We start from the raw sequence: 23804 nt of genomic DNA on the forward strand, positions 1-23804 counted from the left end.
TATTTTTTAGAGATTCTTATAAACGGTTCTTGGTTCGCTCTGGGCACTCGGATAAATCGTTAAATCTGAAATCGCAACATGCTGCGGAGCGGTGATGCAGTAGGAGATGGCATCTGCAATATCTTCCGGCTGTAAGGCTTTATAACCCTGATAAACGGTAGTCGCTCTTTCTTCATCGCCCTTAAAACGGACTTTCGAGAAATCAGTTTCTACCAGGCCGGGCTGAATATTGGTGACTTTAATTCCATATTCAGTAAGTTCGAGTCGCATTCCGTCGGAAATAACATCCACTGCTTTTTTCGATGCGCAATACACCACGCCGTTGACGTAAGTCTGTCTCGCCGCAACGCTGGAAATATTTACAATATGACCGGATTTTCTTTGCTTCATCCCGGGAATTACGCATTTTGAAACGTACAGCAATCCTTTCACATTTCCGTCGATCATTGCATCCCAATCTTCTGTATTTCCGTCTGAAAGTGGCTCCAGACCATGTGCATTCCCAGCATTATTAATCAGAACATCGATATTTTTCCAGGAATCGGGTAGGGAAGTGAATGCGTTTTCTACTTCAGTAAGATATCTTTGGTCGAAGTTTAAGGTGTAAATTTCAGTTTTGGCCGTTAGTTCAGTTTTAATCTGCTCCAAAACTTCGGTCCTTCTACCGCAAAGGATCAATCTGAATCCTTTTGCAGCAAGCAATTGCGCGGTGGCTTTACCAATTCCGGAAGTTGCTCCGGTGATCAGCGCTGTTTTCATTGTATGGATTTTTATAATTTAGTTTGCATCAAAACTCTGGAACGCGTCTTCGATATGATTAAGCTGTAGAATTCCCTGTTCATCGGGAAGAACGGTAATGATATCAAACCTTACTTCTTTATCGATTTTTCTTTCGTTCATGAAAAAATCAGAACACATTACGATGGATTTTATTTTCTTTTTGGTAACGGCTTCCTGAGGCTCGATTAGCGTATTGTAACTTCTCGCCTTCACTTCCGTAACAACGATGATCCCTTCAAATTCTGCAACAATATCGATTTCTGCTTTTTGATAGCGGAAGTTTCTGGCAAGAATCTTATAGTTCTTTTTGGCTAGAAATTCAGCTGCAAGATCTTCAGCAAGTTGCCCGAAATCGTTGTGGTCTGCCATGACATCAAAATTTTACTTCAACCTTTTTACCGACGGTCATTGAAATGTTTGCTCCAATAATCAGCGGTCTGTTATCGTATATATGACCGTTCGGAAATCCAAAAATCACCGGAAAATCATATTGGGAAATCCGTTCTGCGATAAGTTTATAAGAAAATTCATCAAAACTTTCTTCGTAGTTCATGTTCTCTTTTTCGTCTTCCATTAAGGTCATTCCACCAACGATAAGCCCTTTAATTTTGCGGAAAACTCCGGCAAGTTCAAGCGACATGAGCATTCTGTCCAAAGCATAGAATTTTTCACCGATATCTTCAATAAAAAGGATTTTATCTTTGAAATCAAAGGAATATTTTGTTCCTAAAAGTGCATAGATCAAAGCTAAATTACCACCAACCAATTCACCTTCGGCGTTTCCTGATTTGTTGAAAGAATTATTTTGGATGGAATATTTTGGAAATTTTCCTTTAAGAATATCAAAAGTGAGGTCATATCCTTCGGGCGTTACTCCAAAACCTGATGTTTTAATCGTTTGGCCATGAATTGAGGCAAAATTATTTTTCAGTAAATAGCTTTGAATCACGGTATTATCGGAATATCCTATATACCATTTCGGCCTCTTTTTAAATTCTGAAAGTTTTAAATAATCCACCAAATGTTGACAGCCGTACCCTCCTCTGGAAGCCCAGACTGCCGAAATATCAGCGTCGTTCAGCGCCCAGTTCATATCGGAAATCCTTTCTGTTTCCGTACCCGCATAACTGTAACCCTTTGAAAATTTGGAATAAAGATGCTTGCCTACAACCGGCTCATAACCTTTAGCCCGAATTAGATTTAAACCTGTTTCAAGCTGGGATTCCTCTACAGAACCTGCCGGAGAAATCACCGCGATTCTGTCGCCTTTTTTAAGAGATTCCGGAAATATGATGGATTTCATTTCTTAATCTGTTTTTGCCCTGTTCTTTCTGCTTCTTCCAATTGCCGGTCGAACTGGTTAAATTTCTTGAAACTCTGGAGAAAGATAAAGATACTGAATCCCACGAGAATAAAACCAACACCTTTGCGGATCTGATTGGCAAGTCTTTCGGTAAGTTTGTAATGAAACTGCTTTGCGAGATAAATCTTAAAGAAGTCGATGGCGAGATAAGTACCGACTACCAATGCCATATAAAGAAGAAATTCGTCCAGCTTTGGGTAGGCATTTCTAACAGAAATTACTGTTACAAGCCAGAACAGCACAACACCTATATTTAAAATATTGAAGAAAAATCCGTTGAGAAAAGTCTTAAAATAGTTCTGACCAATCATTTTTTCCTCGCCGGCAAGATGCATCCTTGTTTTAGAAACCACCATATAAACCGCATAAATTAAAATAATAAAAGAGGTTATACGGTAAAAACCCGGATGTTTATCAATGAGCTGTATTAAATCGGCACTTGCAAAAAATGCTGCGGTAATACACAAAATATCAGCGAAAATTACTCCTAAGTCAAGCGCCAATGCATGTTTCGGTCCACGCGAAAAACTGGTTTCAATCAAAAGAAAGAAAATGGGTCCTATGAACACGAGGCTGAGCATAATTCCCAAACCAATTGCCGAAATTATAAGTTCAAACATATTTTAATACTGAAATATATAATTCGTTCTGTCCTCCGAAAATTTATAATCCTTCACCACACGAAAACCAAATAATCCGTCTTCTATATCGTATGTTATCAGTTTTTTATCTTTCATTTTTTCATAATCAAAAAACATTCGGGGCAGGTAGAATTCTTTATAAATCCCACGTTCCAGATTAATGGTAGTTGATCTGCCTTTCTGGGTAGAATATCTGCCTCTACTTCCCTGAATATCAGTAATTCCGTATGCATACCTGTAGGTTTCCTGTTGCGGGCGCTTAGAGAAAACATAATTAACCAGGAAGAAACAATTAAAAAGTAAAGGTAATAAAATTAAAAAAAAGACCTGTTTAGTGACTTTCAACTTTAGAAATCGATACGAAATAGCCCCGAAAAAGACGAGAAATATAAAGCTTATCAACAGTGTTTTTACAGTTACAAAGGTGTATGTAACGATCCTGAAAAACAGAAAAGCGTTCAGAATAAATCCAAACACTTTTACTAGATCGGAGAGAAAAGCGCTATAATGCGGAGACATTATTCCACAATCTTGAAATCCAACTGTTTCTGGATGAGATTGGCTTTCATTACTTTAATTTTTACTTCCTGACCCAGTTGATATTGATTTCCTGTTCGGGAACCTATTACTGCATGATTCTTAGCATCATATTGGTAAGAATCATCCATCAGATCACGGAGTTTAATTAAACCTTCCGCGCCGTTTTCCGGGATCTGTACCCAGAACCCGAAATCTGCAACACCGGAAATTACGCCGGTAAATACTTCGCCCAAATGTTTCTCCATGAATTTAACCTGCATGAATTTAATGGAATCTCTTTCAGCATCGGCTGCCAACCGTTCCATCGCACTGCAGTGCTTGCTTTTTTCATCATAATCCTGTTTATTCGGTGATTTGCCGCCATCAAGATAATGCTGAAGCAATCGGTGAGCAATTAAATCCGGATATCTTCTGATCGGGGAAGTAAAATGCGAATAAAACTCGAATCCTAAACCGTAATGTCCGATTGGATTTGTAGAATATATTGCTTTACTCATCGAGCGCATTGCTAAAGTCTCGATCATATTTTCTTCGCCCTTGCCTTTTACATCCGTTAATAAACGGTTGAGTGATTCAGCAACTTTTTTCGTGTTTGCCAGATCCATTTTATAACCAAAGGTGGATACAAATTCTCGAAGTGCTTCAAGTTTTGTAGGATCCGGATCGTCGTGAATTCTGTAAATAAAGGTATTTCCGGTAGGATCACCTTTTCTGTTCAGGGAAACAAATTCCGAAACTTTTCGGTTTGCCAAAAGCATAAATTCTTCAATCAAATGATTGGAATCTTTGCTTACTTTAAAGTAAACACCAATCGGTTCGCTGTTTTCATCCAAATTAAAGCGTACTTCGCTACGATCGAAAGTAATTGCGCCATTATTAATTCTGTTTTTTCTTAGAATTTTAGCAAGTCTATCCAAAACCAGAATTTCTTCAGCTAAATCGCCTTCTTTGGTTTCAATTCTTTCCTGAGCTTCTTCATAACTGAATCTTCTGTCGGAATGAATTACGGTTCTGCCGAACCACTCCTTCACAACATCTGCATTTTCATCAAGTTCAAAAACGGCAGAAAAAGTATATTTATCTTCATTTGGTCGCAAAGAACAGACATCATTACTGAGAACTTCAGGAAGCATCGGCACCACTCTGTCTACCAAATAAACTGATGTTGCACGGTCGTACGCTTCATCGTCGAGCATCGTTCCTGGAACCACGTAATGAGACACGTCGGCAATATGAACGCCGATTTCCCAGTTTCCGTTCTCTAATTTCTGGATTGATAAGGCATCGTCAAAATCTTTAGCATCTTTAGGATCTATCGTAAAAGTGCAGATTTTACGCATATCGCGACGTTTTGCAACTTCGCTATCGTGGATTTGCCGGTCAATTTCTTCCGCTTCTCTTTCAACTTCTTCAGGGAAAGTGTACGGCAAGCCGTATTCTGCTAAAATCGAGTGAATTTCGGTCTCATGCTCGCCGGGAGCTCCTAAAACTTTAATGATTTCGCCTTCGGGATTTTTCTCACCAGCTTTCCAGTCGGTCATTTTTACAACTACTTTATCACCATCTTCAGCGCCGGCAATTTTACCTTTGGGAACAAAAATATCTGTATTGATCGTTTTTTTATCACAAACTACAAACCCAAAATCTTTGTGTTTAATCAGTTGGAAAGTTCCTACAAACTCGTCGCGGTTTCTTTCAATTACCTCAAGAACAGAACCTTCAAGTTTTTTTCCCTTAAAATGATAAGTTACGATAAGAACTTTGTCGCCCTGAAGTGCATCTTTCACATTTTTGGAGTGGATGAACACGTCGTCATCCAAATCATCCACTTTTACGTAAGCGTTGCCTGCCTGATTAAAATCGATGATTCCTGTCAGGGTTCCCTCAATCTTTAGGTTAATGATATATTTACCTTTCTCGGTTTCTTTAATCCGTTCGTCAGAAAGTAATTTGTGGAGTGACTGAATCACAAGTTCCCGCTGTCGCGGATTTTTATAATCAATTCCATCTGCAATCTGCTTGTAATTGTAGATTTTAGTGGATTTCTGGTTCATAAATTTCAAGATTAAACGTCCTATTTCCTGGAGTTTCTGATGGTTTTTATGAGATATAAATTTGCTTTTTTTTGCCATATAGTATAGTTTATTTTGTGTAGTGAGGATTAACAGAACGGGATCTTATTAACCCTGTTTTCATGTCTACCTCCTTCAAAATCAGTGCCGAGGAATTTCTCAATAATCTCCACTGCAAGCTCCTGTGCAATGAATCTTGCCGGGATTGCAACCATGTTCGCATTGTTATGTTTACGCGCTAGTTCAGCAAGTTCGGGCATCCAGCATAATGCACAACGTATCTGCTGATGTTTATTTGCAGTAATGGAAACGCCCTGTCCGCTGCCGCAAATCAAAATTCCAAAGTCACTTTCGCCATTTTCAACCGACGTCGCCGTGGGATGTACAAAATCCGGGTAATCTACAGCGTCTTTGGAATAAGTACCAAAATCTTTTACCACGAAGTTGGCTTCCAGATGTTTTTTAATACTTTCTTTGTAATCGAAACCTGCATGATCGCAGGCAATGGCTATTTTTTTCATGATTGAATTATTAAGTTGCAGATTTATTACAAATTTACTACTATTAATATAAACAGATTATTTTAAGCTATTAAATCCTGCAAAACGCCTCAAAATTGAACGCTGCAGTTTTCTTTTTAACTAGTTAACAAGCATTGTGAGGATAAGTGTTAAATCATGTTGATAACTCCTCAAAAGATTTACTTTTATAATCCGTTTTTAATTCCTAATGGAAAATGTTTGGAGATATTCAATGTAAATATTGAAGAAAGTTTCCGGGTGTAATTCGGGAAGTTTTCCATGAAGACATTTTCAATAAATAATATATTTAAGATTTATTAACATATGTTGGGAAGCGTTAAAAAATGTTAACAATCAGCCACTTGTAATGTTAATGATTTATGAATTTAACTTCAACTACATGTGTCAAAATATTTGCGCTTTATTTCTCCCCAAATCCGTCTGCTACAACAACAACTATCATTTCTTTTTTTTAAAAGAAAAATATAATGTAGATAAAATGAGGCATTGGGGATTGTGGAATTTTAAGTTGAATAAAATTTTTATTCAGGTGAATAAATCTTAAATTTGTGAAACTTAAAACAAGGGATTTGTATGAAAACAGTAAACGATTTTAATTTTAAAGATAAAAAAGCGTTGGTGCGCGTTGATTTTAATGTGCCGCAAAGTGCAGATTTAAAAGTTACAGATAATACGAGGATTCAGGCAGTGAAACCAACGATTGATAAAATATTGAATGACGGAGGTTCTGTAATCCTCATGACTCATTTGGGTCGGCCAAAAGGAAAGGTTACAGAAGAGTTTTCTTTAAAAAACATTGTTGACGAAATAGAGGGAGTTTTAGGCAAAGAGGTTAAGTTCTGTGAAGACTGTATCGGGCCTGATGCAAAGGAAATGAGTAGTGATTTGCAACCCGGACAAATATTGCTTCTTGAAAATCTGAGATTCTATAATGAAGAAGAAAAAGGTGATCGCGAATTTGCTGAAAAACTTTCTAAATATGCTGATGCTTATGTGAATGACGCTTTCGGAACAGCACACCGTGCGCACGCTTCCACAGCAATTATAGCTGAATATTTTCCAGAAACTAAATTTTTCGGTTTACTGATGGCTAAGGAACTTGAAGCGATTGATAAAGTGCTTGGCAGCGGCGAAAAACCTGTAACCGCGATTCTAGGAGGATCAAAAGTTTCGACAAAAATTACTATTATAGAAAATATTTTACCGGCGATTGATAATCTGATTATTGGAGGTGGTATGGCGTTTACATTTGTGCGCGCTTTGGGCGGGAATATTGGAAAGTCCTTGTTGGAAGAAGATAAATTGACTCTGGCACTGGAAATTCTGGAAAAAGCAAAGGCCCAGAATGTGAAAGTATTTTTACCTACTGATGCCGTAATCGCCGATGAGTTCAGTAACGATGCGGAAAAAAAAGAAGTTGATATTTATGATATACCGGAAGGTTGGATGGGAATGGATGCCGGAACACGCACGAGAGTGCTGTTCCACGATGTTCTTATGAATTCACGTACTATTTTATGGAATGGGCCTATTGGTGTTTTCGAGATGCCTAACTTTTCGGCAGGAACAGTTGCCTTAGGCGACAGTATTGCGGAATCAACCAAAATGGGTGCATTTTCCCTTGTTGGAGGTGGAGACAGCGTGGCTTTTGTTAAAAAATTCGGTTACGATGATAAAGTGAGCTATGTTTCTACCGGCGGAGGTGCAATGTTGGAAAGTTTGGAGGGAAAAGAACTTCCAGGTGTAAAAGCAATCAACAGTTAATTTTATACTTCAAGTCATCGAGATAAAAAAAAGTTTCCGGATTAGCCGGAAACTTTTTTTATGAGTAAAGCTTAAATTGAAATTCCAGTTTAGAAAATTCTAAAAAGTGAAGAAATCGACTCGAAATTGACCTTCAGAAACCTATCAAAAATTGAAAATCTATTTTTTTTCGATCACGTATATCAAGCTTGAAAATTCGTCGTTTTTTAGTGCTTTAAAATTAGAAATTGCTCCAAAAACGAATCCTTTAAGCCAGGAAATTGGTGATTTCTTGTATTTTTCACTGAGCATAGAAATATAAAAGGCATCGAGTAGGAGAGGTCTGATATATTTAATGTTCCACTGATCATTGTTCATTAATTTTTCCATTCCCGTTTTTGAGAAGTGATAAATGTGTCGGGGAACGTCATAAGCGGCCCAAAATTCTTTATACCTTTTAGCATCGTAAGAGGTATGGTTAGGAACAGCAATTACAAGTAATCCATTGGTTTTTAACTTGTTATAAAATATATTTAATATATCTTGCTGATTTTCAATATGTTCCAAAACATGCCAAAGAGTAATGGCATCCAAACTTCCGTTTTCTACGGAATCAAGTGTATCAACAAGCTTTGTTTTTGACAATTTTTCAGAAGCAAACTTTCTAGCAGAAGGATTAGGTTCATATCCGAATGTAGTAAAATCCTCTTCGATAAATTTTAAAAATTCTCCTGCACCGCAACCATAATCCAGAACATTAGCATTCTTATGAAGTTCTTTCGCGAGAATATTCCTTTTAAAATTCAGATTGAAACCCTGTAGAAATTTGTAAACCTTTTGCTTGATCGACTCGGTATCCTGATAGTGTGAAATATATTCTTTACTCTCATAATACCTGCTGAGATTTTCAGGAATAGGTTCAGTTTTATAAATACCTGCAATGGATGTGTCAGTTAGAGTAAATTCTTCCTGAGTTAAAAAGTGATCTTTAATTATCATAAATTATAAAACGTATAGTGGAATACCTTTAATGTTTCACGTGAAACATATAAAAATTAGCGTCCGAGATAGATTAGTAGAACATTAATATCCGAAGGAGATACACCGCTTATTCTTGCTGCCTGAGCAATAGTTTTTGGCTGAACTTTATTAAGTTTTTGTTTTGCTTCTGAGGATAAAGAACCGATTTTAGAAAAATCGAAATCTTCAGGAATTCGGATTGTTTCGAGACGGTTTAATTTAGCCACATTTTCTTTTTCCTTTTCGATATAACCCTTATATTTGATATTGATTTCAGCCTGTTCTTTTACTTCTTCAGAAATATTTTCTGTTACTTCTTTAATGAAATCAATTTCACTCAACTTATCTAAAGTCATATTCGGTCTCGTAAGAATTTGAGATGCGCGGTAAGCCTGATCAACAGGTGATGATTCAATACTGCTTAGGATTGGATTGATTATACCCGGTTTTAGTGAAGTTGATTTTAAATATTCCTCTAATTCATTACTTGCAGTAATTTTAGTGGTTACATTTTTCATCCGTTCCTCACTGGCAAGTCCTATTTTGAAAGATCTTTCTGTTAACCTTATATCTGCATTATCCTGCCTTAACAGCAATCTGTACTCAGCTCGTGAGGTGAACATACGGTAAGGTTCTTCTGTACCTTTGGTTATTAAATCATCAATTAAAACTCCAATATAGGCTTCATCACGGTTAAGAATAAACTCTCCTTTTTCGTGTACTTTATTGTGAGCATTAATACCCGCCATTAGTCCTTGTCCTGCAGCTTCTTCATACCCTGTTGTACCATTGATTTGGCCTGCGAAATAGAGGTTTTCAATCAATTTTGTCTCTAGGGTGTGATGTAGTTGAGTAGGAGGGAAGTAATCGTATTCGATCGCATAACCTGGTCGGAAAACTTTTACATTTCCAAACCCTGGAATATGACGCATTGCCTTTATCTGAATATCTTCGGGAAGAGATGAACTGAATCCATTTACGTAGATCTCAACAGTTCTCCAACCTTCAGGTTCTACAAAAAGTTGGTGTCTTTCCCTTTCTGCGAATCGGTTAATTTTATCTTCAATACTTGGACAATAACGCGGTCCAATACTTTGTATAGTACCATTAAACATTGGGCTTCTGTCGAATCCTTCACGTAGAATATCATGAACAGTTTCGTTGGTATATACGATATGGCAGCTTAACTGTTTGGTAAGCTTTGGGGTATTTGAATAAGAGAATTTTTGAGGTTTTTCGTCACCTTTCTGTTCTTCCATTTTAGAATAATCCAGGCTTCTACCGTCTACTCTGGGTGGTGTACCGGTCTTCATTCTACCAGCTTCGAAACCCAGTGATACCAATTGTTCGGTGATTCCGAAAGCTCTAGGTTCACCCATTCTTCCCCCGCCCAGCTGTTTATCGCCAACATGGATTAAGCCATTCAAAAAAGTTCCGTTAGTAAGTACTACTGCTCTGCCCTTAATCTGAATTCCCAATGAGGTTATTATACCTGTAACTTTATTATTTTCTACAATTAAACTCTTCACCATATCCTGAAAGAAATCAAGATTTGGAGTGTTTTCCAGGGCAATTCTCCACTCTTCAGCGAAAAGCATTCTATCGTTTTGAGTCCGCGGAGACCACATTGCCGGACCTTTGGAAAGGTTTAGCATTTTAAACTGGATGGCAGACTTGTCTGCTATGATGCCTGAGTAACCTCCGAGTGCATCAATTTCTCGGACAATTTGCCCTTTTGCAATCCCGCCCATCGCTGGATTGCAAGACATTTGCCCGATTGTTTGCATATTCATCGTAACGAGAAGGGTTTTTGAACCCATATTTGCAGCTGCTGCAGCGGCCTCACATCCAGCATGTCCGGCGCCGACCACAATCACGTCGTATATTTCGTTTATCATTTATTCTAGGGAAATAAGTTGAAATGTTTCACGTGAAACATTATTTAAAGACTATAGATTTTTAATACTGTCGTAAAGTAATTACATTTAAACTACCTTTTATTCAGATAAAAATCCTCTTTTTGGCGCATTACTGCTATTTCAGTATCAAGTTTATCTTTGTAACCGCAGAGATGTAAAACACCATGTGCTAAAACTCTATGTACTTCAGAATCAAAATCTTTAGATAAATTGGTAGCGTTTTCAGAAATGCGGGGCAAAGATACAAAAATATCGCCTGAAATGGTTTTGCCCTTTACATAGTCGAAAGTAATAACATCAGTATAGTAATCATGCTGCAAATGTTCCCGGTTGATCTGTAGAAGATATTCATCATCACAGAAGATATAATTGATATCTCCCGGCTTTTTCTGCTCAGAAACTATAAGATCTTCCAACCATTTGGTAGTGTTACCACTGAGTTCTATTTGTTCAATATTTTCGAAAAAAAACTGTATCATATTTTTAAAACCAATGTCCGAGTATTACACTCAGTATATTATTATTCCGGTTTAATGACCTGCTGTAATTGAATTTTATCTGTCCGAAAGGTGATTTGTAACCAGCGCTAACACCTGCAGAAGACTCTGATAGGTGTAGAATGTCATCAACTTTTATATCATCAAAAAGATTTGCTATGCTGAAATTGGCATCTACATAATAACTTTTTGAAAAATTAAACTGGAATGTATTAGACGCAGTAAGCATATTTTTGGAGTTAAGCTGCCCAAATTCGTAGCCCTGAAATTTCTCGAAATTCCCAATGTTCTGTTCAAAGATGCCGCCAATTCTGTAATTGTAGAACGGAGAAAGACTTTCACCAACGGTAATCCCGCCAAAAAGTCCTAGCCTGTAAGTAAACCACGATGTAAAAGGAAAATTTATTTGTGAAGATATTTTTAACTGTACAGTACGCCCTTCTAATTCATCATTAAGCAGATCTAAAACTTTACCTTCTGCATATAGAAACAGTCCTTTAGTGGGGAAACTGGTATCGTCCTGCGTATCGGTTTTGATAAAGACATAAGGATTAATGTAGTTATGAGCATTTGAATAAATTGTTTCCCAGAAGACCTTAGATTCGTAATAATCGTGGCTAATTCCGCCTCCAATAGCGTATTTATCGCGCCAAACAGACTGTATAAAGGCTTCATTTCGGAACCAGTTCCATTTTTCGGATACATTGGAATCGGCGTCTATTAAATCAAGGCTCATCCCCGATGCATACAGTCCGAAACCTGGTATATAACCGTTATCAATAAAATAATTCAGGTAATATCGTGGCTTGTCACCCACAACAACATCAAGTGAAATGGCAGAGTTGCGGAACAGTAATCTTTTAGCAGTAAGATTCAGTAAAAGTCCTGTTTTAAAGATCTCATCATAATGAAGTCCGAATTTAAGGAAAAAACGTGCATCATCTTCAGTGACATTAAGTTTCAAATAATTACGATCATCCTGCTGAATTATATCGTAATTTATTAACCGATAGTTATTTGTAGCATAAAGACGGTCTATCATTTTATTTATTCCCCCATAAGTCTGAAGTGAAGGAACTCTAAGATTCATCTTCCCTTGAACATAATTTTTTCCGAAAATATGGTTGTTCTGAAGGATAAGACTATCTATTTTATAAACATTTGAGTAAATGGAATTGAGTGGGGCGCGCAGAAGATCTTTTTTCCGCTGCGGAAGTAAGGAAAGCGTTTCTATATATTTTTGTGCTTCTACATATCCAGAATCAAGAATTGCTGCTTTAGCGTCATAACTTGTGGCACTCATACCTGTAAGATCAGGATGAATATTAATGTCTGTATATTGATATTGGTTCTTAGTTTCCTTCTGAATTCCAAAGTCAATAACCTGATTCAAAATATCAATTGCACTTGAGAGTTTTTCCCGGGTGGCTAGACCCTGACTTAAATCTACACCAATCACAATATCTATTCCTTTGTCCTTCAAAGGTTTAGAAGGATAGTTGATGGTCATCGCACCATCGATATAAAGAGAATCATTAATCTTAACCGGATCCATCAGCGAGGGAAATGCTGAACTTGCCATAATGGAACTCACCAAATCACCCTTCTCGAATATTTCGATTTTTCCACTCTCAAGATTGGTCGCAATGCACATAAATGGAATTGGAAGCTTAGAAAAATCATCGATTGTTGAAACGTTTTTAAACAGTTCCTTCAGGAGATAAATATTTTTCTGTCCCGTCGAAATCGCTTTAGGTAAAACATTTATTTTACCGTCTTTTACCGGGATGCTTAAGATATATTTATCAACTGCTTTATCGAAAAAAGTAGTCTCTTTTCGGGTCTTTTCATTGGCAATAATGGTGTAGAAATCCGTTTCCAGAACTATTTTTTCAATTTCTTTGCCCGTGTATCCGGATGCATATAGTCCGCCAACAATGGCGCCCATACTGGTTCCGGAGACATGATCGATCTTCACTCCGAGGGAATCTAAAACTTTTAAAACACCGATATGGGCAAATCCTTTGGCACCGCCGCCAGATAGTGATAATCCGATTTTTGGATTTTTAGGTATGGTAAATCCTTCTTTTACCTGAGCGCTCAGGCAGAAATTCAGTACTACTGTAAGAAGGAAGACCAGTGTTTTTTTCATTTAGTTTTTGATGTAAATTCTTTTAACGCGCCTGGAAATTGATGTTAAAACCTCGTAAGGTATTGTTTTACAGTAAGCTGAGAAATCCTCAAGAGTTGGATTGGAGTTAAAAATAATCACCTCGTCACCTTCTTTAGCCGTGGAATTTCCGATATCAATCATCATCATATCCATACAGACATTCCCTACAATCGGGTAAAGCTTTTTGCCTATGCCTACTTTGCCAACTTTGTTGCCTATCAGCCGTGGAATTCCGTCAGCATATCCAACAGGAATGGTTGCGACCTGCGTGGAGTGGTCGGGTTGAAAATTCCGGTTATAACCGACCGATTCTCCCTCGTTGACCGTAGAGATCTGTGAAATTACGGTTTTAAAACTAACTGCATTCTGTAGTTGCTTGCTGATTTGGGCATTTGAAGAAATACCCACCATTCCAATTCCGATTCTTACCATATCAAATTGATTTTCAGAATAATGCACAATTCCAGAAGTGTTAAGAATATGCCTGATTGGTTGATATTCCAGTCCAGAAATAAGTTGTTCTGAATTTTTTCTGAAAATTTCAATCTGACTCAAAGTATAATCCTTTCCTTCCGGAACGTCTGCAACCGACAAATGACTGAAAATAGAAGCCACTTTTACGTTCAGCTCCTTCAACTTCATAATGAGGTCATCAATCTCATTGTTCTTAAAACCAAGTCTGTGCATTCCAGTTTCCAGCTTGATATGAATAGGATATTTCTCCTGAATTCCTTTTTCAATAAGCTGCTGATTAAATAATTCCAATACACGGAAACTGTAAATTTCAGGTTCCAAATTATAATCAATAATAATATTGTAACTGTGCTGTTCGGGATTCATCACCATAATCGGTGTAGTAATTCCGTTTTTTCTTAAATCTACACCTTCGTCAGCATACGCAACACCCAGATAATCAATGTGATGATGCTGCAAAAATTCTGCAATTTCATAACCGCCAAGACCATATGAATAGGCTTTAACCATAGCCATCATTTTGGTTGAGGGCTTCAGCAAAGCTTTATGGACATTTATATTGTGAAGTATTGCATTAAGATTAACTTCGAGTAATGTATCGTGTTTCTGAAGTTCCAGGTGATTTTTAACTTTTTCGATTTCGAATTTTCTTGCCCCTTTTAAGAGAATCAGTTCGTTCTCTATCTGATTAAGTAAATGACTTCCAATAAGTTCAGCCACGTTATTAAAAGTATAAGATTCGCCTTTAAAATCATTTTGGTAATTAATTATTTCATCACCGATCAGAATAATCTTACTGAAATGCTGCTGGTTTGTAATATCACTGACTTCACGATAAAGCTCATCAGAATTTTTACCCTCAATGAAATCGGTCAATATAAGCGTATTCTTAGGTTTGTTGTATTCTTTTATGAACTGGTAAGCAATTTTTAAAGAATCTAGGTCCAGATTAAACGAATCGTTGATGATAAGATTATTACGGAGTCCGTTTACACTTTCCAGACGCATTTCTACGGATTTCAGGGCGTTAATCTTTTCGGTAATTTGCTTAAAGTTGAATCCAAACTCTTTCAGAACCGCCACAATACATAAAGCATTGCTCAGTGTTGCCTCATCCCTTTGCTGAGCCGGAAGTTGAAATATCTCGTCAAAATTACGGATCTGTAAAGATTCAGATTTGTTGCTGAGATCGTTTGTTACGGTAATATCGTTATGGTTTTTTAATCCATAGGATATTAAATTTTTACTGGAATAAAGGTTATTTATTTTATTATAAACCAACTCATTGTCTCCATTAAAAATAATAGTTTCCGAATGCTTGAAAAGTTTAATTTTTTCATTGATCAGTTCTTCTTCATCAACGAAATTCGAGGAGTGCGCCGAGCCGATGTGCGTAAGAACACCAATTTTGGGAGAAAAAATATTTTCCTGAATTTCCATCTCGCCAGGTTTGGAAACACCCACTTCAAAGATTCCCACTTGGTGAATATTCTCAATTTTAAGGAGTGAAAGCGGAAGACCCAGTTGAGAATTAAAACTCTTAGGGCTTTTAACAGTATTAAAATCAGTAAAAAGGCTTTGGTAAAGCCATTCCTTCACGATCGTCTTTCCGTTACTTCCCGTAATTCCAACTGTCTTGAGATTAAAAAGTGAGAGATGGTGCTTTGCCAGTGCCTGAATAAATCTTAATGAATTTTCTACAATAATCCAGGTGATGTCCTCCAAATCATGAGCTTCATGCTCAGAAATTATAATTTTGATTCCTTTCTCAGCTGCGGACTGAATATATTTTTCGCCGGAATTTTTTTTAGTATTGATGGCGATGAAAGCGGTGTTCGCCGAAGAGTAAATATTTCGGCTGTCAAAGGAAATACTTGTTACCTGCAGGTCTCCGTTCCCAATGAGTTGTGAATTGGTAAGGTCTGCAAGTTGTTTGGTAGTGTAGTTCATTTATTTTTTCTGTTCAGAAATTCTTCATTGAAAACTTTTCGGCTTACTGCTTCGTAGCTCTCGGTTTCGCCCAGTTGTACAAGATCTTTATTTGCAGTTGTTCGCATAGAATGATTTGCGAGATTTCCCGTTCTTTTGCAGATGGCGTGAACTTTTGTTACATATTCAGCTGTAGCCATTAAATTCGGAATGGGTCCGAAAGGTCTGCCCATAAAATCCATATCAAGTCCCGCAATAACAACACGTACGCCGTTATTCGCCAATGTGTTGGCAACTTCTACAATGCTTTCATCAAAAAACTGCGCTTCGTCAATTCCAACTACATCGCAGGTTGAACCCAGTAAAAGTATTTCATTAGGACTCTCTACAGGGGTGCTTCTGATTTTATTCTGATTGTGAGAAACAACCTCTTCTTCAGCATACCGTGTATCGAGTTTTGGTTTGAAAATTTCTACATTCTGACCGGCCATTTCAGCACGCCGAAGCCTTCTGATTAATTCCTCAGTTTTGCCTGAAAACATCGACCCACAGATAACTTCCATCCAGCCGCTCTGTTTTGCGTGATTAATTGTATTTTCTAAAAACATTTGTTAATTTAGCCGTAATATTCAAAGCTCAAAAATAAGGAAATTTAATAGACTTTATTATGCAAAACCTCCAAGATCTACAGGAAAAAATTTTTTTTGAATGCAAGACAATTCTCGAAACGCTTTCCCGGATCAGTTCAAAAGATGAGCTGCTCGGAAAACAGGATCTTTTTGCTGAAATAACCGACAGAATTGCTTTCTTGAGGATTCTGGAAAAAAATAAAGATAGTTTTATCGCTGAGGAGGTTGCGGAAAAATATGATGATGAAGACGTAAAGAATTTTTCTGCCAACGAGATTATGAGCCCTGATTTGGACATGCTTGATGACAATATGATATCTGAAAATACCATTGAAGAAGAGGTAATATTTACCAATGAACTTAATGAGATAGAAAATGAGGAGCCGGTAGTTGAATCCACGGAAATGACAGGAGTAGCTGAAGGAAATGTGGAGGAAAAAATCGAAGAAGATATGATCTCCGAAATTGAAATTGAACAAAATTATGAAGAAAGGGTAGCACAGAAGGAAAGAGAATTTCTTGAACTGGAAGAACGCCGGAGAAAAATTGTAGATTTCAAGAAGGAAGATATTATACATCCGCCGAAAAACGAAACATTACATTCGGAAACAAAGGAAGAGCAGCTTCATTCGGAGAAAAAATTCAAACTTGCCCATATAAAAGGCCTGAAAGTAGTACAGAACCTTTTCGATGAAGATCCGCTGGAAAGACTTGAAGAACAAAAAAATCATATTGCAGAACCGAAAACTGAATCCGGAAGTATTTTGAAAACAAATATTCCTACAGATTTTATGGAGGCTGAGAAAAAGAAGAACGAATTCAAATTGGATCTGAATGATAAAGTAGCATTCACAAAACTTCTCTTTAATGGTGAAGCTGAAGAATTGAAAAATACCGTTGATAAACTCAATTCCTTTAATAATATTGAAGATGCCAAACAGTATTTAAGCGAAGTCTATTACCAAAAAGACTGGGCAAAAGTAGATGAATACGCACAAAGACTTTGGAACTTGGTTGAAAATAAATTTTTATAACGTTTTGATTGAATGAGTAAGATTATTAATATTGGAGATTTTCAAAACGTTTTTTTCATCGGCGTTGCCGGTGTCGGCATGAGCGCCATTGCGCAATATCTGAAAGGAATCGGCAAAGAAGTTTCCGGAAGCGACCGTTATTTTCATCCTAACGAATACAACAAAACAAAAGAACAGCTGGAAACTGAAGGCATACAATGTTTTCTTCAGGACGGAAGTGGGATTTCTGAAAAAACTGATCTCATCGTTGTATCAACGGCCATCGAAGACACAGTTTTTGAAGTTCAGAAAGCAAAAGAACTGGGGATTCCAATCATCAAAAGAAGCGAGCTTTTATCAGTAATCGCCAAAAGCAAAAAGACAATCGCGGTTGCCGGAACTTCCGGTAAATCAACCACATCAGCAATGTTATATCAGATTCTACTTGATGCTCATCTGGAGCCGAGTATTATTTCCGGAGCGGGTTTAACTTCCATCATTAAAGAAGGTAAAATAGGAAATGCTGCTGTGGGCAAAGGCGAGTGGCTCATCATTGAAGCTGATGAAAGCGACGGTTCAATTGTACAATATGAACCCGAAATCGGACTTCTTTTAAACATCGATAAAGACCATCAGGAAATTGATGAATTAATCGAACTGTTTACGATATTTAAGAACAATACTAAGGGTTTATTCATTGTAAACCAGTCAAATATGCTTGCCAAAACACTTTCGGCAAATCCTCAGAACGATTTTGGTTTTGAAAACGAAGATGCGGGATATTCGGCTCAGAATTTTGACCAGAACGGACTTTCATTAACATTTGAACTTCGCCATCAGAAATTTCAGATGACCTCACTCGGCAGACACAGTGTTGAAAACGCTGCCGCAGCAATTGCGGTTGCCCATCAAATCGGTGTTGATTTAGAAACATGCGCGGCTAGCCTGTCAAAATATGAAGGCATTTACCGCCGTCACCAGGTTCTTGGACAGAAAAACGGTGTTTGGGTTATCGATGATTACGCGCACAATCCGGCCAAATGTGCCGCGAGCATCAGGGCCTGTCAGCCTTTGGCAGAAAAAGTAATTTCCTGGTTTCAGCCTCATGGTTACGGACCTACAAGATTTTTAAAAAATGATTTCGTGGAGGAAATCGCTGATGCTTTAAGGCCTCAGGATGAAATCTGGATGAGCGAAATCTTCTACGCAGGCGGAACCGCAGTTAAAGATATCTCCGCGAACGATTTAGTTAAAGATATTCAGGCAAAAGGCAAAAACGCCCATTTTGTAGAAGACAGAAATAATCTGCTTGAAGCGCTGCGCCCTGAATTAAAAGAAGGAACAGTGCTGCTTTTAATGGGAGCACGGGATCCGGGTCTCGAAGATTTCTGTAAAACTTTATTCGAAAATTTATAATGTCAGGAATCATTTATTTTGTTCCAACACCTGTCGGGAATTTAGAAGATATGACTTTCAGAGCAGTAAAAGTGCTCAAGGAAGTAGATTATATTTTGTGCGAAGATACCAGAACTTCAGGCGTTTTGCTGAAGCACTTTGAGATCGCTAAACCTCTGAAATCCTATCATTTACACAACGAGCATCAGATGACGCAAAAGGTGATTGAAGGCCTGAAAAGCGGCCAGAATATCGCCATCATTACCGATGCCGGAACACCGGGCATTTCAGATCCTGGTTATTTACTGGCTAAAGCAGGTTCTGATGAGGATATTGAAATGATTTGTCTTCCGGGAGCAACGGCTTTTGTACCGGCCTTGGTAGTTTCCGGTTTACCGAATAATGAGTTTATATTTGCAGGATTTTTACCCCAGAAAAAAGGCAGGCAGACAAAACTGAAACAGCTTGCGGAAGAAAAGAAAACCATCGTTTTATACGAAAGCCCTCATAAAATAAATACGACTTTAGAGCAGATCAAAGAGTTCTTCGGTGAAGAAACGAAAGTGAGTTTAAGCCGCGAAATATCAAAAAAATTCGAAGAGACTAAACGCGGATCGATCAATGAGTTAATTGAGTTTTCTAAAAGTAAAACTTTAAAAGGAGAAATTGTTTTGGTGATCAATAATGCAATTTAAATGTTTAAAAACCTTTCTGTCGTTGCCCTTATACTTCTATTTACGAACATTTACTCTCAGAACAAAAATCTTTTAGGAGTTTGGGTTTTGGATAAAGTTATTTATGCGGATGGGAAAGACATTGAAGTGAATAAAGAGTTGTTTTCATATAAACTGATCTACGAGGTCCGTAATAATAAAATTACAATTAACGATCGGGCGTTTGATGCGGTATTCTCTGATAAATCAATACAAACGACCACCCGGAAAATCGATTATGAGCTCCGCAGTGGCTATTTGCTGATCAGAGATAATGATGAAGATAAACTTTATGCTTTTCTAAAACGTGAAGATTTTATAAAGAAATATCCGGAATTTAAACCAAAAGAAGCAATTAGAAACGGAGATATTTTGTGGATTGCAGACGACGTCACTAAACCAAGTTACGAATCGGACCATTTCCCAACGAATTTGCTTGCAAACAGCATGTTCCGTTCATCAAAAAATGATGATTTATACTTTAAGGCCGAGTACGTTGTAACAACAGACAGTAAAATTCGAGATATTAAGATTATAGATGGATACGATTCAAGTTTTGACTCAGAATTTTTATCCGCCATCAGGGAAGCCGAAAACGCTGTTCATAATCCTTACGCGCATAACCTTTTAGTTATAAGAGAAATACATTTTTTGAGATACCTCAAAGATCTGAAAAATAAAGAAGACATATCCTTTTTTAAAATTATTGAAAAAGGGGAACAGTATTATAATAAACAACAGTTTGAGAAGGCTATTGCGGAATTTGAAAAAATACAAAACCTTAATATAGGCTTGAACCGTTTTAAAACAACTATTGATCAAGCCAATCTAAAACTGGGAATTTCCTATCTTGGTACAAATCAAATTGCAAAAGCCTGTACCACTTTTAGAAGTATTGGAGATAAAACTAATTTCACTGTAAGAAATTACTTAATAAATTTTTGCGAAATAAATATAGAATAATTATGAAACTATTAGAAGGAAAAGTGGCTTTAATTACCGGAGCAACACGCGGTATCGGAAAAGGAATCGCTGAAGTTTTCGCTAAGGAAGGTGCTAAAGTTGCCTTTACTTACGCAGGTTCTGTTGATAAAGCCAAAGCGCTTGAAGAAGAACTATCAAAAATTACTACAGCAAAAGGTTACCAGTCTGATGCGTCGGATTATGATGCTGCACAGAAACTCGTAGAAGATGTCATGGCAGAATTCGGCCAGATCGATATTTTGATCAATAACGCAGGAATTACACGTGATAATCTGATGCTCAGAATGTCCAAAGACGATTGGGACACCATCATCAAAGTAAACCTGGATTCCGTATTCAACCTTACGAAAGCGGTAATTAAACCGATGATGAAAGCAAAATCCGGCTCTATTATCAACATGACTTCGGTGGTTGGCGTTAAAGGAAATGCCGGACAGGCAAATTACGCAGCTTCCAAAGCCGGAGTGATTGGCTTCTCCAAATCCATTGCGCTGGAGTTGGGTTCCAGAAATATCCGTTGCAACGCCATCGCGCCTGGATTCATCGAAACCGAAATGACTGCTGCTTTAGACGAAAAAACCGTGCAGGGCTGGAGAGAAGGAATTCCTTTGAAACGCGGCGGACAGCCGGAAGATGTGGCCAACGCATGTGTTTTCTTGGGCAGCGACATGTCGGCGTACATCACTGGTCAGGTGCTGAATGTTGATGGCGGAATGCTGACTTAGGAAGCAACAAGATTTGTTGTATCATCAAAACCCGTCCCGCTTTTCACTGCAATCTTTTTTTTCAAAAAAGGATTTCCGTTACAATCGGGGCTAAAAGATTACCTCTTTTTACTTCATAAAAATAAAACCTTCTGTATTTAGAACAGAAGGTTTTTGTATTACTGCAACTTAACTTAGACTTGTTAAAGAACTTATTTAAGTTCTTTAATGAAACATAAAGAATTCTCGACGCCGTTATACTGTCCGTAATTTTCCATGCGTTCATAAGTCTTTTCGTAAAGCCTGATCGCGTCCAGCTGATTAATTCCGGTCTCTAGGATCACTTTCTCATAGCCCAATTCCTTAGCCCAGCGTTCCAGTTCAGAAACAATTTTTGAGGCATAACCTTTTCCTCGGAATTCCGGAATCACGAACATCCGTTTCAGTTCTGCAGATGTTTTGTCATAAGGTTTAATTGCACCGCAGCCGACAGGATTTTCATCCTCAAAAATAACAATACAGTGCTGCAGGGCATCAATTTTATTGAATTGGTCATAGAATGCGTGATCATCTCCATCAACATAGGCGAGATATTCATCCAGCATTTTAACCAACTGTATAAAATCCTGGTTTTCTGAGTTTGTTCTGATGAGTTTCATTTGCTTTAGATTGATATTTCATAAATAGCTGTGGCTGCAAAAAAAAATTAGTTCCCAAAAACCTCATTATGCTGTTCGGCAACCCTGATAAAGGTTGTTCTTTTCGAAAGTTCGCGCAATTCTGAAGCACCGACATACGTACAGGTAGACCGCACGCCGCCTAGAATATCTTTCACCGTCTCAGAAACAGGACCTTTATAAGGAACTTTCACTGTTTTACCTTCAGAAGCACGGTATTCAGCCACACCGCCGGCGTGTTTATCCATCGCGGTCTGCGAACTCATTCCATAAAAAAGTCTGAATTTTTTGCCTTGTTCTTCCACAATATCGCCGCCACTTTCGTCGTGTCCGGCAAACATTCCGCCTAACATCACGAAATCTGCACCTCCACCAAATGCTTTTGCCACATCTCCGGGAATTTTACATCCGCCATCAGAAATAATATGTCCGCCAAGTCCGTGAGCCGCATCCGCACACTCAATAATCGCCGAAAGCTGCGGATAACCGACGCCGGTTTTAATTCTTGTTGTACACACAGAACCAGGGCCAATTCCGACTTTTATGATGTCGGCTCCGGCGAGAATTAGCTCTTCCACCATTTCTCCGGTTACAACGTTTCCTGCGATAATTGTTTTATTAGGAAAATTCCTGCGTGCGTTCTTTACAAACTCAACAAAATGTTCAGAGTAACCGTTGGCAACATCGATGCAGAGAAATTCAATCTGCGGATGGGCATCCATAATCTGTTTGATTTTTTCCTCATCAGCATTCCCGGTTCCGGTGCTTAATGCGATATAATCATAAATCGAATCGGGTTGATTCTTTAGAAAAGCAGTCCATTCTTCCGGAGTATAATGTTTGTGGATGGCGGTAATAATTTTTTCTTTTGCCAGCGCCTCAGCCATTTCGAAAGTTCCGACCGTATCCATATTGGCGGCGATAATCGGCACGCCGCTCCATTTTTTCTTTGAATTCACCAAAGTGAAATTCCGTTCTAAACTAACCTGGGATCTTGATTTTAATGTTGACCTCTTCGGGCGGATCATTACATCCTTAAAGCCCAGTTTTATTTCGTATTCTATGCGCATTCTGTAATTTTTAAAGATTTTGATCCTGAAGAAACAAATAAGATGCTATTCCAGAATTCCTTTAAGATCTTTCATATATTCATAAGCCGTTAAATCAAATTTCACCGGAACTACTGAAATATAACCTTCCGACAGGGCCACTTCATCTGCATCAGGACTCGCATCCATATTGTTGAAGTATCCGGAGAGCCAGAAATAGGTTTTCCCGTGCGGATTTACACGCTGGTCGAAACTTTCTTCCCATTTGGCATCTGCCTGTTTGCAGACTCTGATGCCTTTTATTTCATCATTCGCCAGTTTCGGAATATTAACATTAAGCACAACACCTTTTGGCATCGGATTTTCCAGAACTTTCTTTACGATCGCCTGAATATGGTTTTTTGCCTGAGTGAAATCGGCGTCCCAGGAAAAATCAAGCAGCGAAAAGCCAATCGCCTGAAGTCCTTCTACACCGGCCTCAACCGCTGCCGACATGGTTCCTGAATAAATAACATTGATTGAAGAATTCGCCCCGTGATTAATTCCTGAAACTACAATGTCCGGTTTTCTTGTAAGGATTTTGTCAAGAGCAAATTTGACGCAATCTACGGGAGTTCCGCTCAGAGAATAATCTTTCTGTGGACCTTCAAGGTTTATTTCTTCAAAAGTGAGGGTAGAATTGATGGTAATGGCGTGACCTTTTCCGCTTTGCGGTGAATTCGGCGCTACTACGACCACCTCGCCGATTTCATTCATAAAATTTACCAAATTCCGTATTCCTGGTGCGGTAATTCCGTCGTCATTTGTTACTAATATCAAAGGTCTGTGCATATATCTAGGGGTTTTGAACAAAATTACTTAAAATATAGTGTTCAAATATAAATAAGGTATTAATTTTGATACTTTGTAAAATCCTGTAACAAAACGGTAAAAATATTAACAAATCA

Annotated in this window: 22 protein-coding genes; 6 read left to right on the top strand and 16 right to left on the bottom strand. The window is 37.9% G+C overall.

Annotated features, from left to right (window positions below):
• Positions 1–6 precede the first annotated feature (6 nt).
• From KTV93_RS06835 to rpiB, 7 genes are all read right to left on the bottom strand, one after another.
• Positions 7–759, bottom strand: coding sequence for an SDR family NAD(P)-dependent oxidoreductase (locus tag KTV93_RS06835; protein ID WP_218248213.1), 753 nt, complete (start codon positions 757–759; stop codon positions 7–9).
• 18 nt (positions 760–777) lie between these two features.
• A complete protein-coding gene (locus KTV93_RS06840; RefSeq protein ID WP_218248214.1) occupies positions 778–1149 on the bottom strand; it encodes a YraN family protein in 372 nt (123 codons plus the stop codon).
• 4 nt (positions 1150–1153) lie between these two features.
• On the bottom strand, positions 1154–2083 hold the full coding sequence (locus tag KTV93_RS06845; RefSeq protein WP_218248215.1) for a S66 peptidase family protein: 930 nt from the start codon (positions 2081–2083) through the stop codon (positions 1154–1156).
• Positions 2080–2763 (bottom strand): LysE family translocator, encoded by a 684-nt coding sequence (locus tag KTV93_RS06850; protein WP_218248216.1) that lies wholly within the window; start codon positions 2761–2763, stop codon positions 2080–2082. Before KTV93_RS06850 ends, KTV93_RS06845 begins: the two co-directional genes overlap by 4 nt.
• Positions 2764–2766: 3 nt before the next feature.
• Positions 2767–3129 carry a hypothetical protein gene (locus KTV93_RS06855; RefSeq protein ID WP_218248217.1) on the bottom strand — a complete coding sequence of 121 codons (363 nt, stop codon included), beginning with the start codon at positions 3127–3129 and terminating at the stop codon, positions 2767–2769.
• A gap of 173 nt (positions 3130–3302) precedes the next feature.
• Positions 3303–5456 (bottom strand): ribonuclease R, encoded by a 2154-nt coding sequence (gene rnr / locus KTV93_RS06860; protein ID WP_218248218.1) that lies wholly within the window; start codon positions 5454–5456, stop codon positions 3303–3305.
• Between the two features lie 29 nt (positions 5457–5485).
• Positions 5486–5917: a ribose 5-phosphate isomerase B gene (gene rpiB / locus KTV93_RS06865; protein ID WP_218248219.1), complete on the bottom strand. Its 432-nt coding sequence runs from the start codon at positions 5915–5917 to the stop codon at positions 5486–5488.
• Positions 5918–6511: 594 nt separating this feature from the next.
• On the opposite strand from rpiB, the gene KTV93_RS06870 reads away from it, so the two are divergent.
• Positions 6512–7702, top strand: coding sequence for a phosphoglycerate kinase (locus KTV93_RS06870; protein WP_218248220.1), 1191 nt, complete (start codon positions 6512–6514; stop codon positions 7700–7702).
• A gap of 159 nt (positions 7703–7861) precedes the next feature.
• Here KTV93_RS06870 and KTV93_RS06875 read toward each other — a convergent pair whose 3' ends face one another.
• The 6 genes from KTV93_RS06875 to KTV93_RS06900 form a co-directional block, all read right to left on the bottom strand.
• Positions 7862–8680 (bottom strand): class I SAM-dependent methyltransferase, encoded by an 819-nt coding sequence (locus KTV93_RS06875; RefSeq protein ID WP_218248221.1) that lies wholly within the window; start codon positions 8678–8680, stop codon positions 7862–7864.
• A gap of 56 nt (positions 8681–8736) precedes the next feature.
• The gene (gene mnmG / locus KTV93_RS06880; protein WP_218248222.1) at positions 8737–10599 is read right to left on the bottom strand and encodes a tRNA uridine-5-carboxymethylaminomethyl(34) synthesis enzyme MnmG; all 1863 of its coding nucleotides are present in this window, start codon (positions 10597–10599) and stop codon (positions 8737–8739) included.
• 92 nt (positions 10600–10691) lie between these two features.
• On the bottom strand, positions 10692–11099 hold the full coding sequence (gene ybeY / locus KTV93_RS06885; protein WP_218248223.1) for an rRNA maturation RNase YbeY: 408 nt from the start codon (positions 11097–11099) through the stop codon (positions 10692–10694).
• Between the two features lie 4 nt (positions 11100–11103).
• Positions 11104–13269, bottom strand: coding sequence for a patatin-like phospholipase family protein (locus KTV93_RS06890; RefSeq protein ID WP_218248224.1), 2166 nt, complete (start codon positions 13267–13269; stop codon positions 11104–11106).
• Positions 13270–15714, bottom strand: a complete 2445-nt coding sequence (locus KTV93_RS06895) for a bifunctional UDP-N-acetylmuramoyl-tripeptide:D-alanyl-D-alanine ligase/alanine racemase (RefSeq protein WP_218248225.1) — start codon at positions 15712–15714, stop codon at positions 13270–13272. It abuts the gene before it with no gap.
• A complete protein-coding gene (locus tag KTV93_RS06900) occupies positions 15711–16301 on the bottom strand; it encodes a thymidine kinase (protein WP_218248226.1) in 591 nt (196 codons plus the stop codon). The genes KTV93_RS06895 and KTV93_RS06900 overlap by 4 nt, the downstream gene beginning before the upstream one ends.
• Positions 16302–16360: 59 nt before the next feature.
• Here KTV93_RS06900 and KTV93_RS06905 point away from each other — a divergent pair, with 59 nt between their 5' ends.
• From KTV93_RS06905 to fabG, 5 genes are read left to right on the top strand one after another with little or no spacing between them, the layout of a single operon-like run.
• Positions 16361–17356 carry a hypothetical protein gene (locus KTV93_RS06905; protein ID WP_218248227.1) on the top strand — a complete coding sequence of 332 codons (996 nt, stop codon included), beginning with the start codon at positions 16361–16363 and terminating at the stop codon, positions 17354–17356.
• A gap of 12 nt (positions 17357–17368) precedes the next feature.
• Positions 17369–18751 carry a UDP-N-acetylmuramate--L-alanine ligase gene (locus KTV93_RS06910; protein ID WP_218248228.1) on the top strand — a complete coding sequence of 461 codons (1383 nt, stop codon included), beginning with the start codon at positions 17369–17371 and terminating at the stop codon, positions 18749–18751.
• Positions 18751–19425, top strand: a complete 675-nt coding sequence (gene rsmI / locus KTV93_RS06915; RefSeq protein WP_218248229.1) for a 16S rRNA (cytidine(1402)-2'-O)-methyltransferase — start codon at positions 18751–18753, stop codon at positions 19423–19425. The genes KTV93_RS06910 and rsmI overlap by 1 nt, the downstream gene beginning before the upstream one ends.
• On the top strand, positions 19426–20406 hold the full coding sequence (locus KTV93_RS06920) for a tol-pal system YbgF family protein (protein WP_218248230.1): 981 nt from the start codon (positions 19426–19428) through the stop codon (positions 20404–20406).
• Between the two features lie 2 nt (positions 20407–20408).
• Entirely contained in the window at positions 20409–21152 is a 744-nt protein-coding gene (gene fabG / locus KTV93_RS06925) for a 3-oxoacyl-[acyl-carrier-protein] reductase (RefSeq protein ID WP_218248231.1), read from the top strand.
• 191 nt (positions 21153–21343) lie between these two features.
• On the opposite strand, the gene KTV93_RS06930 is transcribed toward fabG, so the two are convergent.
• The 3 genes from KTV93_RS06930 to surE are packed head-to-tail and all read right to left on the bottom strand — an operon-like array spanning position 21344 to position 23688.
• The gene (locus KTV93_RS06930) at positions 21344–21790 is read right to left on the bottom strand and encodes a GNAT family N-acetyltransferase (RefSeq protein ID WP_218248232.1); all 447 of its coding nucleotides are present in this window, start codon (positions 21788–21790) and stop codon (positions 21344–21346) included.
• A 47-nt stretch (positions 21791–21837) separates the two neighbouring features.
• On the bottom strand, positions 21838–22878 hold the full coding sequence (locus tag KTV93_RS06935; protein WP_218248233.1) for a GMP reductase: 1041 nt from the start codon (positions 22876–22878) through the stop codon (positions 21838–21840).
• Between the two features lie 45 nt (positions 22879–22923).
• The gene (gene surE, locus KTV93_RS06940; protein WP_218248234.1) at positions 22924–23688 is read right to left on the bottom strand and encodes a 5'/3'-nucleotidase SurE; all 765 of its coding nucleotides are present in this window, start codon (positions 23686–23688) and stop codon (positions 22924–22926) included.
• Positions 23689–23804: the final 116 nt, after the last annotated feature.

This window comes from Kaistella faecalis, from assembly GCF_019195395.1.
Taxonomy (GTDB): domain Bacteria; phylum Bacteroidota; class Bacteroidia; order Flavobacteriales; family Weeksellaceae; genus Kaistella; species Kaistella faecalis.

Bases quoted from the DNA above. Each gene is read 5' to 3' on its own strand.
- rpiB (WP_218248219.1), bottom strand. From the start codon at position 5,917: ATGAAAAAAATAGCCATTGCCTGCGATCATGCAGGTTTCGATTACAAA.
- rnr (WP_218248218.1), bottom strand. From the start codon at position 5,456: ATGGCAAAAAAAAGCAAATTTATATCTCATAAAAACCATCAGAAACTC.
- rsmI (WP_218248229.1), top strand. From the start codon at position 18,751: ATGTCAGGAATCATTTATTTTGTTCCAACACCTGTCGGGAATTTAGAA.
- KTV93_RS06835 (WP_218248213.1), bottom strand. From the start codon at position 759: ATGAAAACAGCGCTGATCACCGGAGCAACTTCCGGAATTGGTAAAGCC.
- ybeY (WP_218248223.1), bottom strand. From the start codon at position 11,099: ATGATACAGTTTTTTTTCGAAAATATTGAACAAATAGAACTCAGTGGT.
- mnmG (WP_218248222.1), bottom strand. From the start codon at position 10,599: ATGATAAACGAAATATACGACGTGATTGTGGTCGGCGCCGGACATGCT.
- KTV93_RS06840 (WP_218248214.1), bottom strand. From the start codon at position 1,149: ATGGCAGACCACAACGATTTCGGGCAACTTGCTGAAGATCTTGCAGCT.
- fabG (WP_218248231.1), top strand. From the start codon at position 20,409: ATGAAACTATTAGAAGGAAAAGTGGCTTTAATTACCGGAGCAACACGC.
- KTV93_RS06895 (WP_218248225.1), bottom strand. From the start codon at position 15,714: ATGAACTACACTACCAAACAACTTGCAGACCTTACCAATTCACAACTC.
- surE (WP_218248234.1), bottom strand. From the start codon at position 23,688: ATGCACAGACCTTTGATATTAGTAACAAATGACGACGGAATTACCGCA.
- KTV93_RS06930 (WP_218248232.1), bottom strand. From the start codon at position 21,790: ATGAAACTCATCAGAACAAACTCAGAAAACCAGGATTTTATACAGTTG.
- KTV93_RS06935 (WP_218248233.1), bottom strand. From the start codon at position 22,878: ATGCGCATAGAATACGAAATAAAACTGGGCTTTAAGGATGTAATGATC.
- KTV93_RS06900 (WP_218248226.1), bottom strand. From the start codon at position 16,301: ATGTTTTTAGAAAATACAATTAATCACGCAAAACAGAGCGGCTGGATG.
- KTV93_RS06920 (WP_218248230.1), top strand. From the start codon at position 19,426: ATGTTTAAAAACCTTTCTGTCGTTGCCCTTATACTTCTATTTACGAAC.
- KTV93_RS06845 (WP_218248215.1), bottom strand. From the start codon at position 2,083: ATGAAATCCATCATATTTCCGGAATCTCTTAAAAAAGGCGACAGAATC.
- KTV93_RS06850 (WP_218248216.1), bottom strand. From the start codon at position 2,763: ATGTTTGAACTTATAATTTCGGCAATTGGTTTGGGAATTATGCTCAGC.
- KTV93_RS06870 (WP_218248220.1), top strand. From the start codon at position 6,512: ATGAAAACAGTAAACGATTTTAATTTTAAAGATAAAAAAGCGTTGGTG.
- KTV93_RS06910 (WP_218248228.1), top strand. From the start codon at position 17,369: ATGAGTAAGATTATTAATATTGGAGATTTTCAAAACGTTTTTTTCATC.
- KTV93_RS06890 (WP_218248224.1), bottom strand. From the start codon at position 13,269: ATGAAAAAAACACTGGTCTTCCTTCTTACAGTAGTACTGAATTTCTGC.
- KTV93_RS06875 (WP_218248221.1), bottom strand. From the start codon at position 8,680: ATGATAATTAAAGATCACTTTTTAACTCAGGAAGAATTTACTCTAACT.
- KTV93_RS06905 (WP_218248227.1), top strand. From the start codon at position 16,361: ATGCAAAACCTCCAAGATCTACAGGAAAAAATTTTTTTTGAATGCAAG.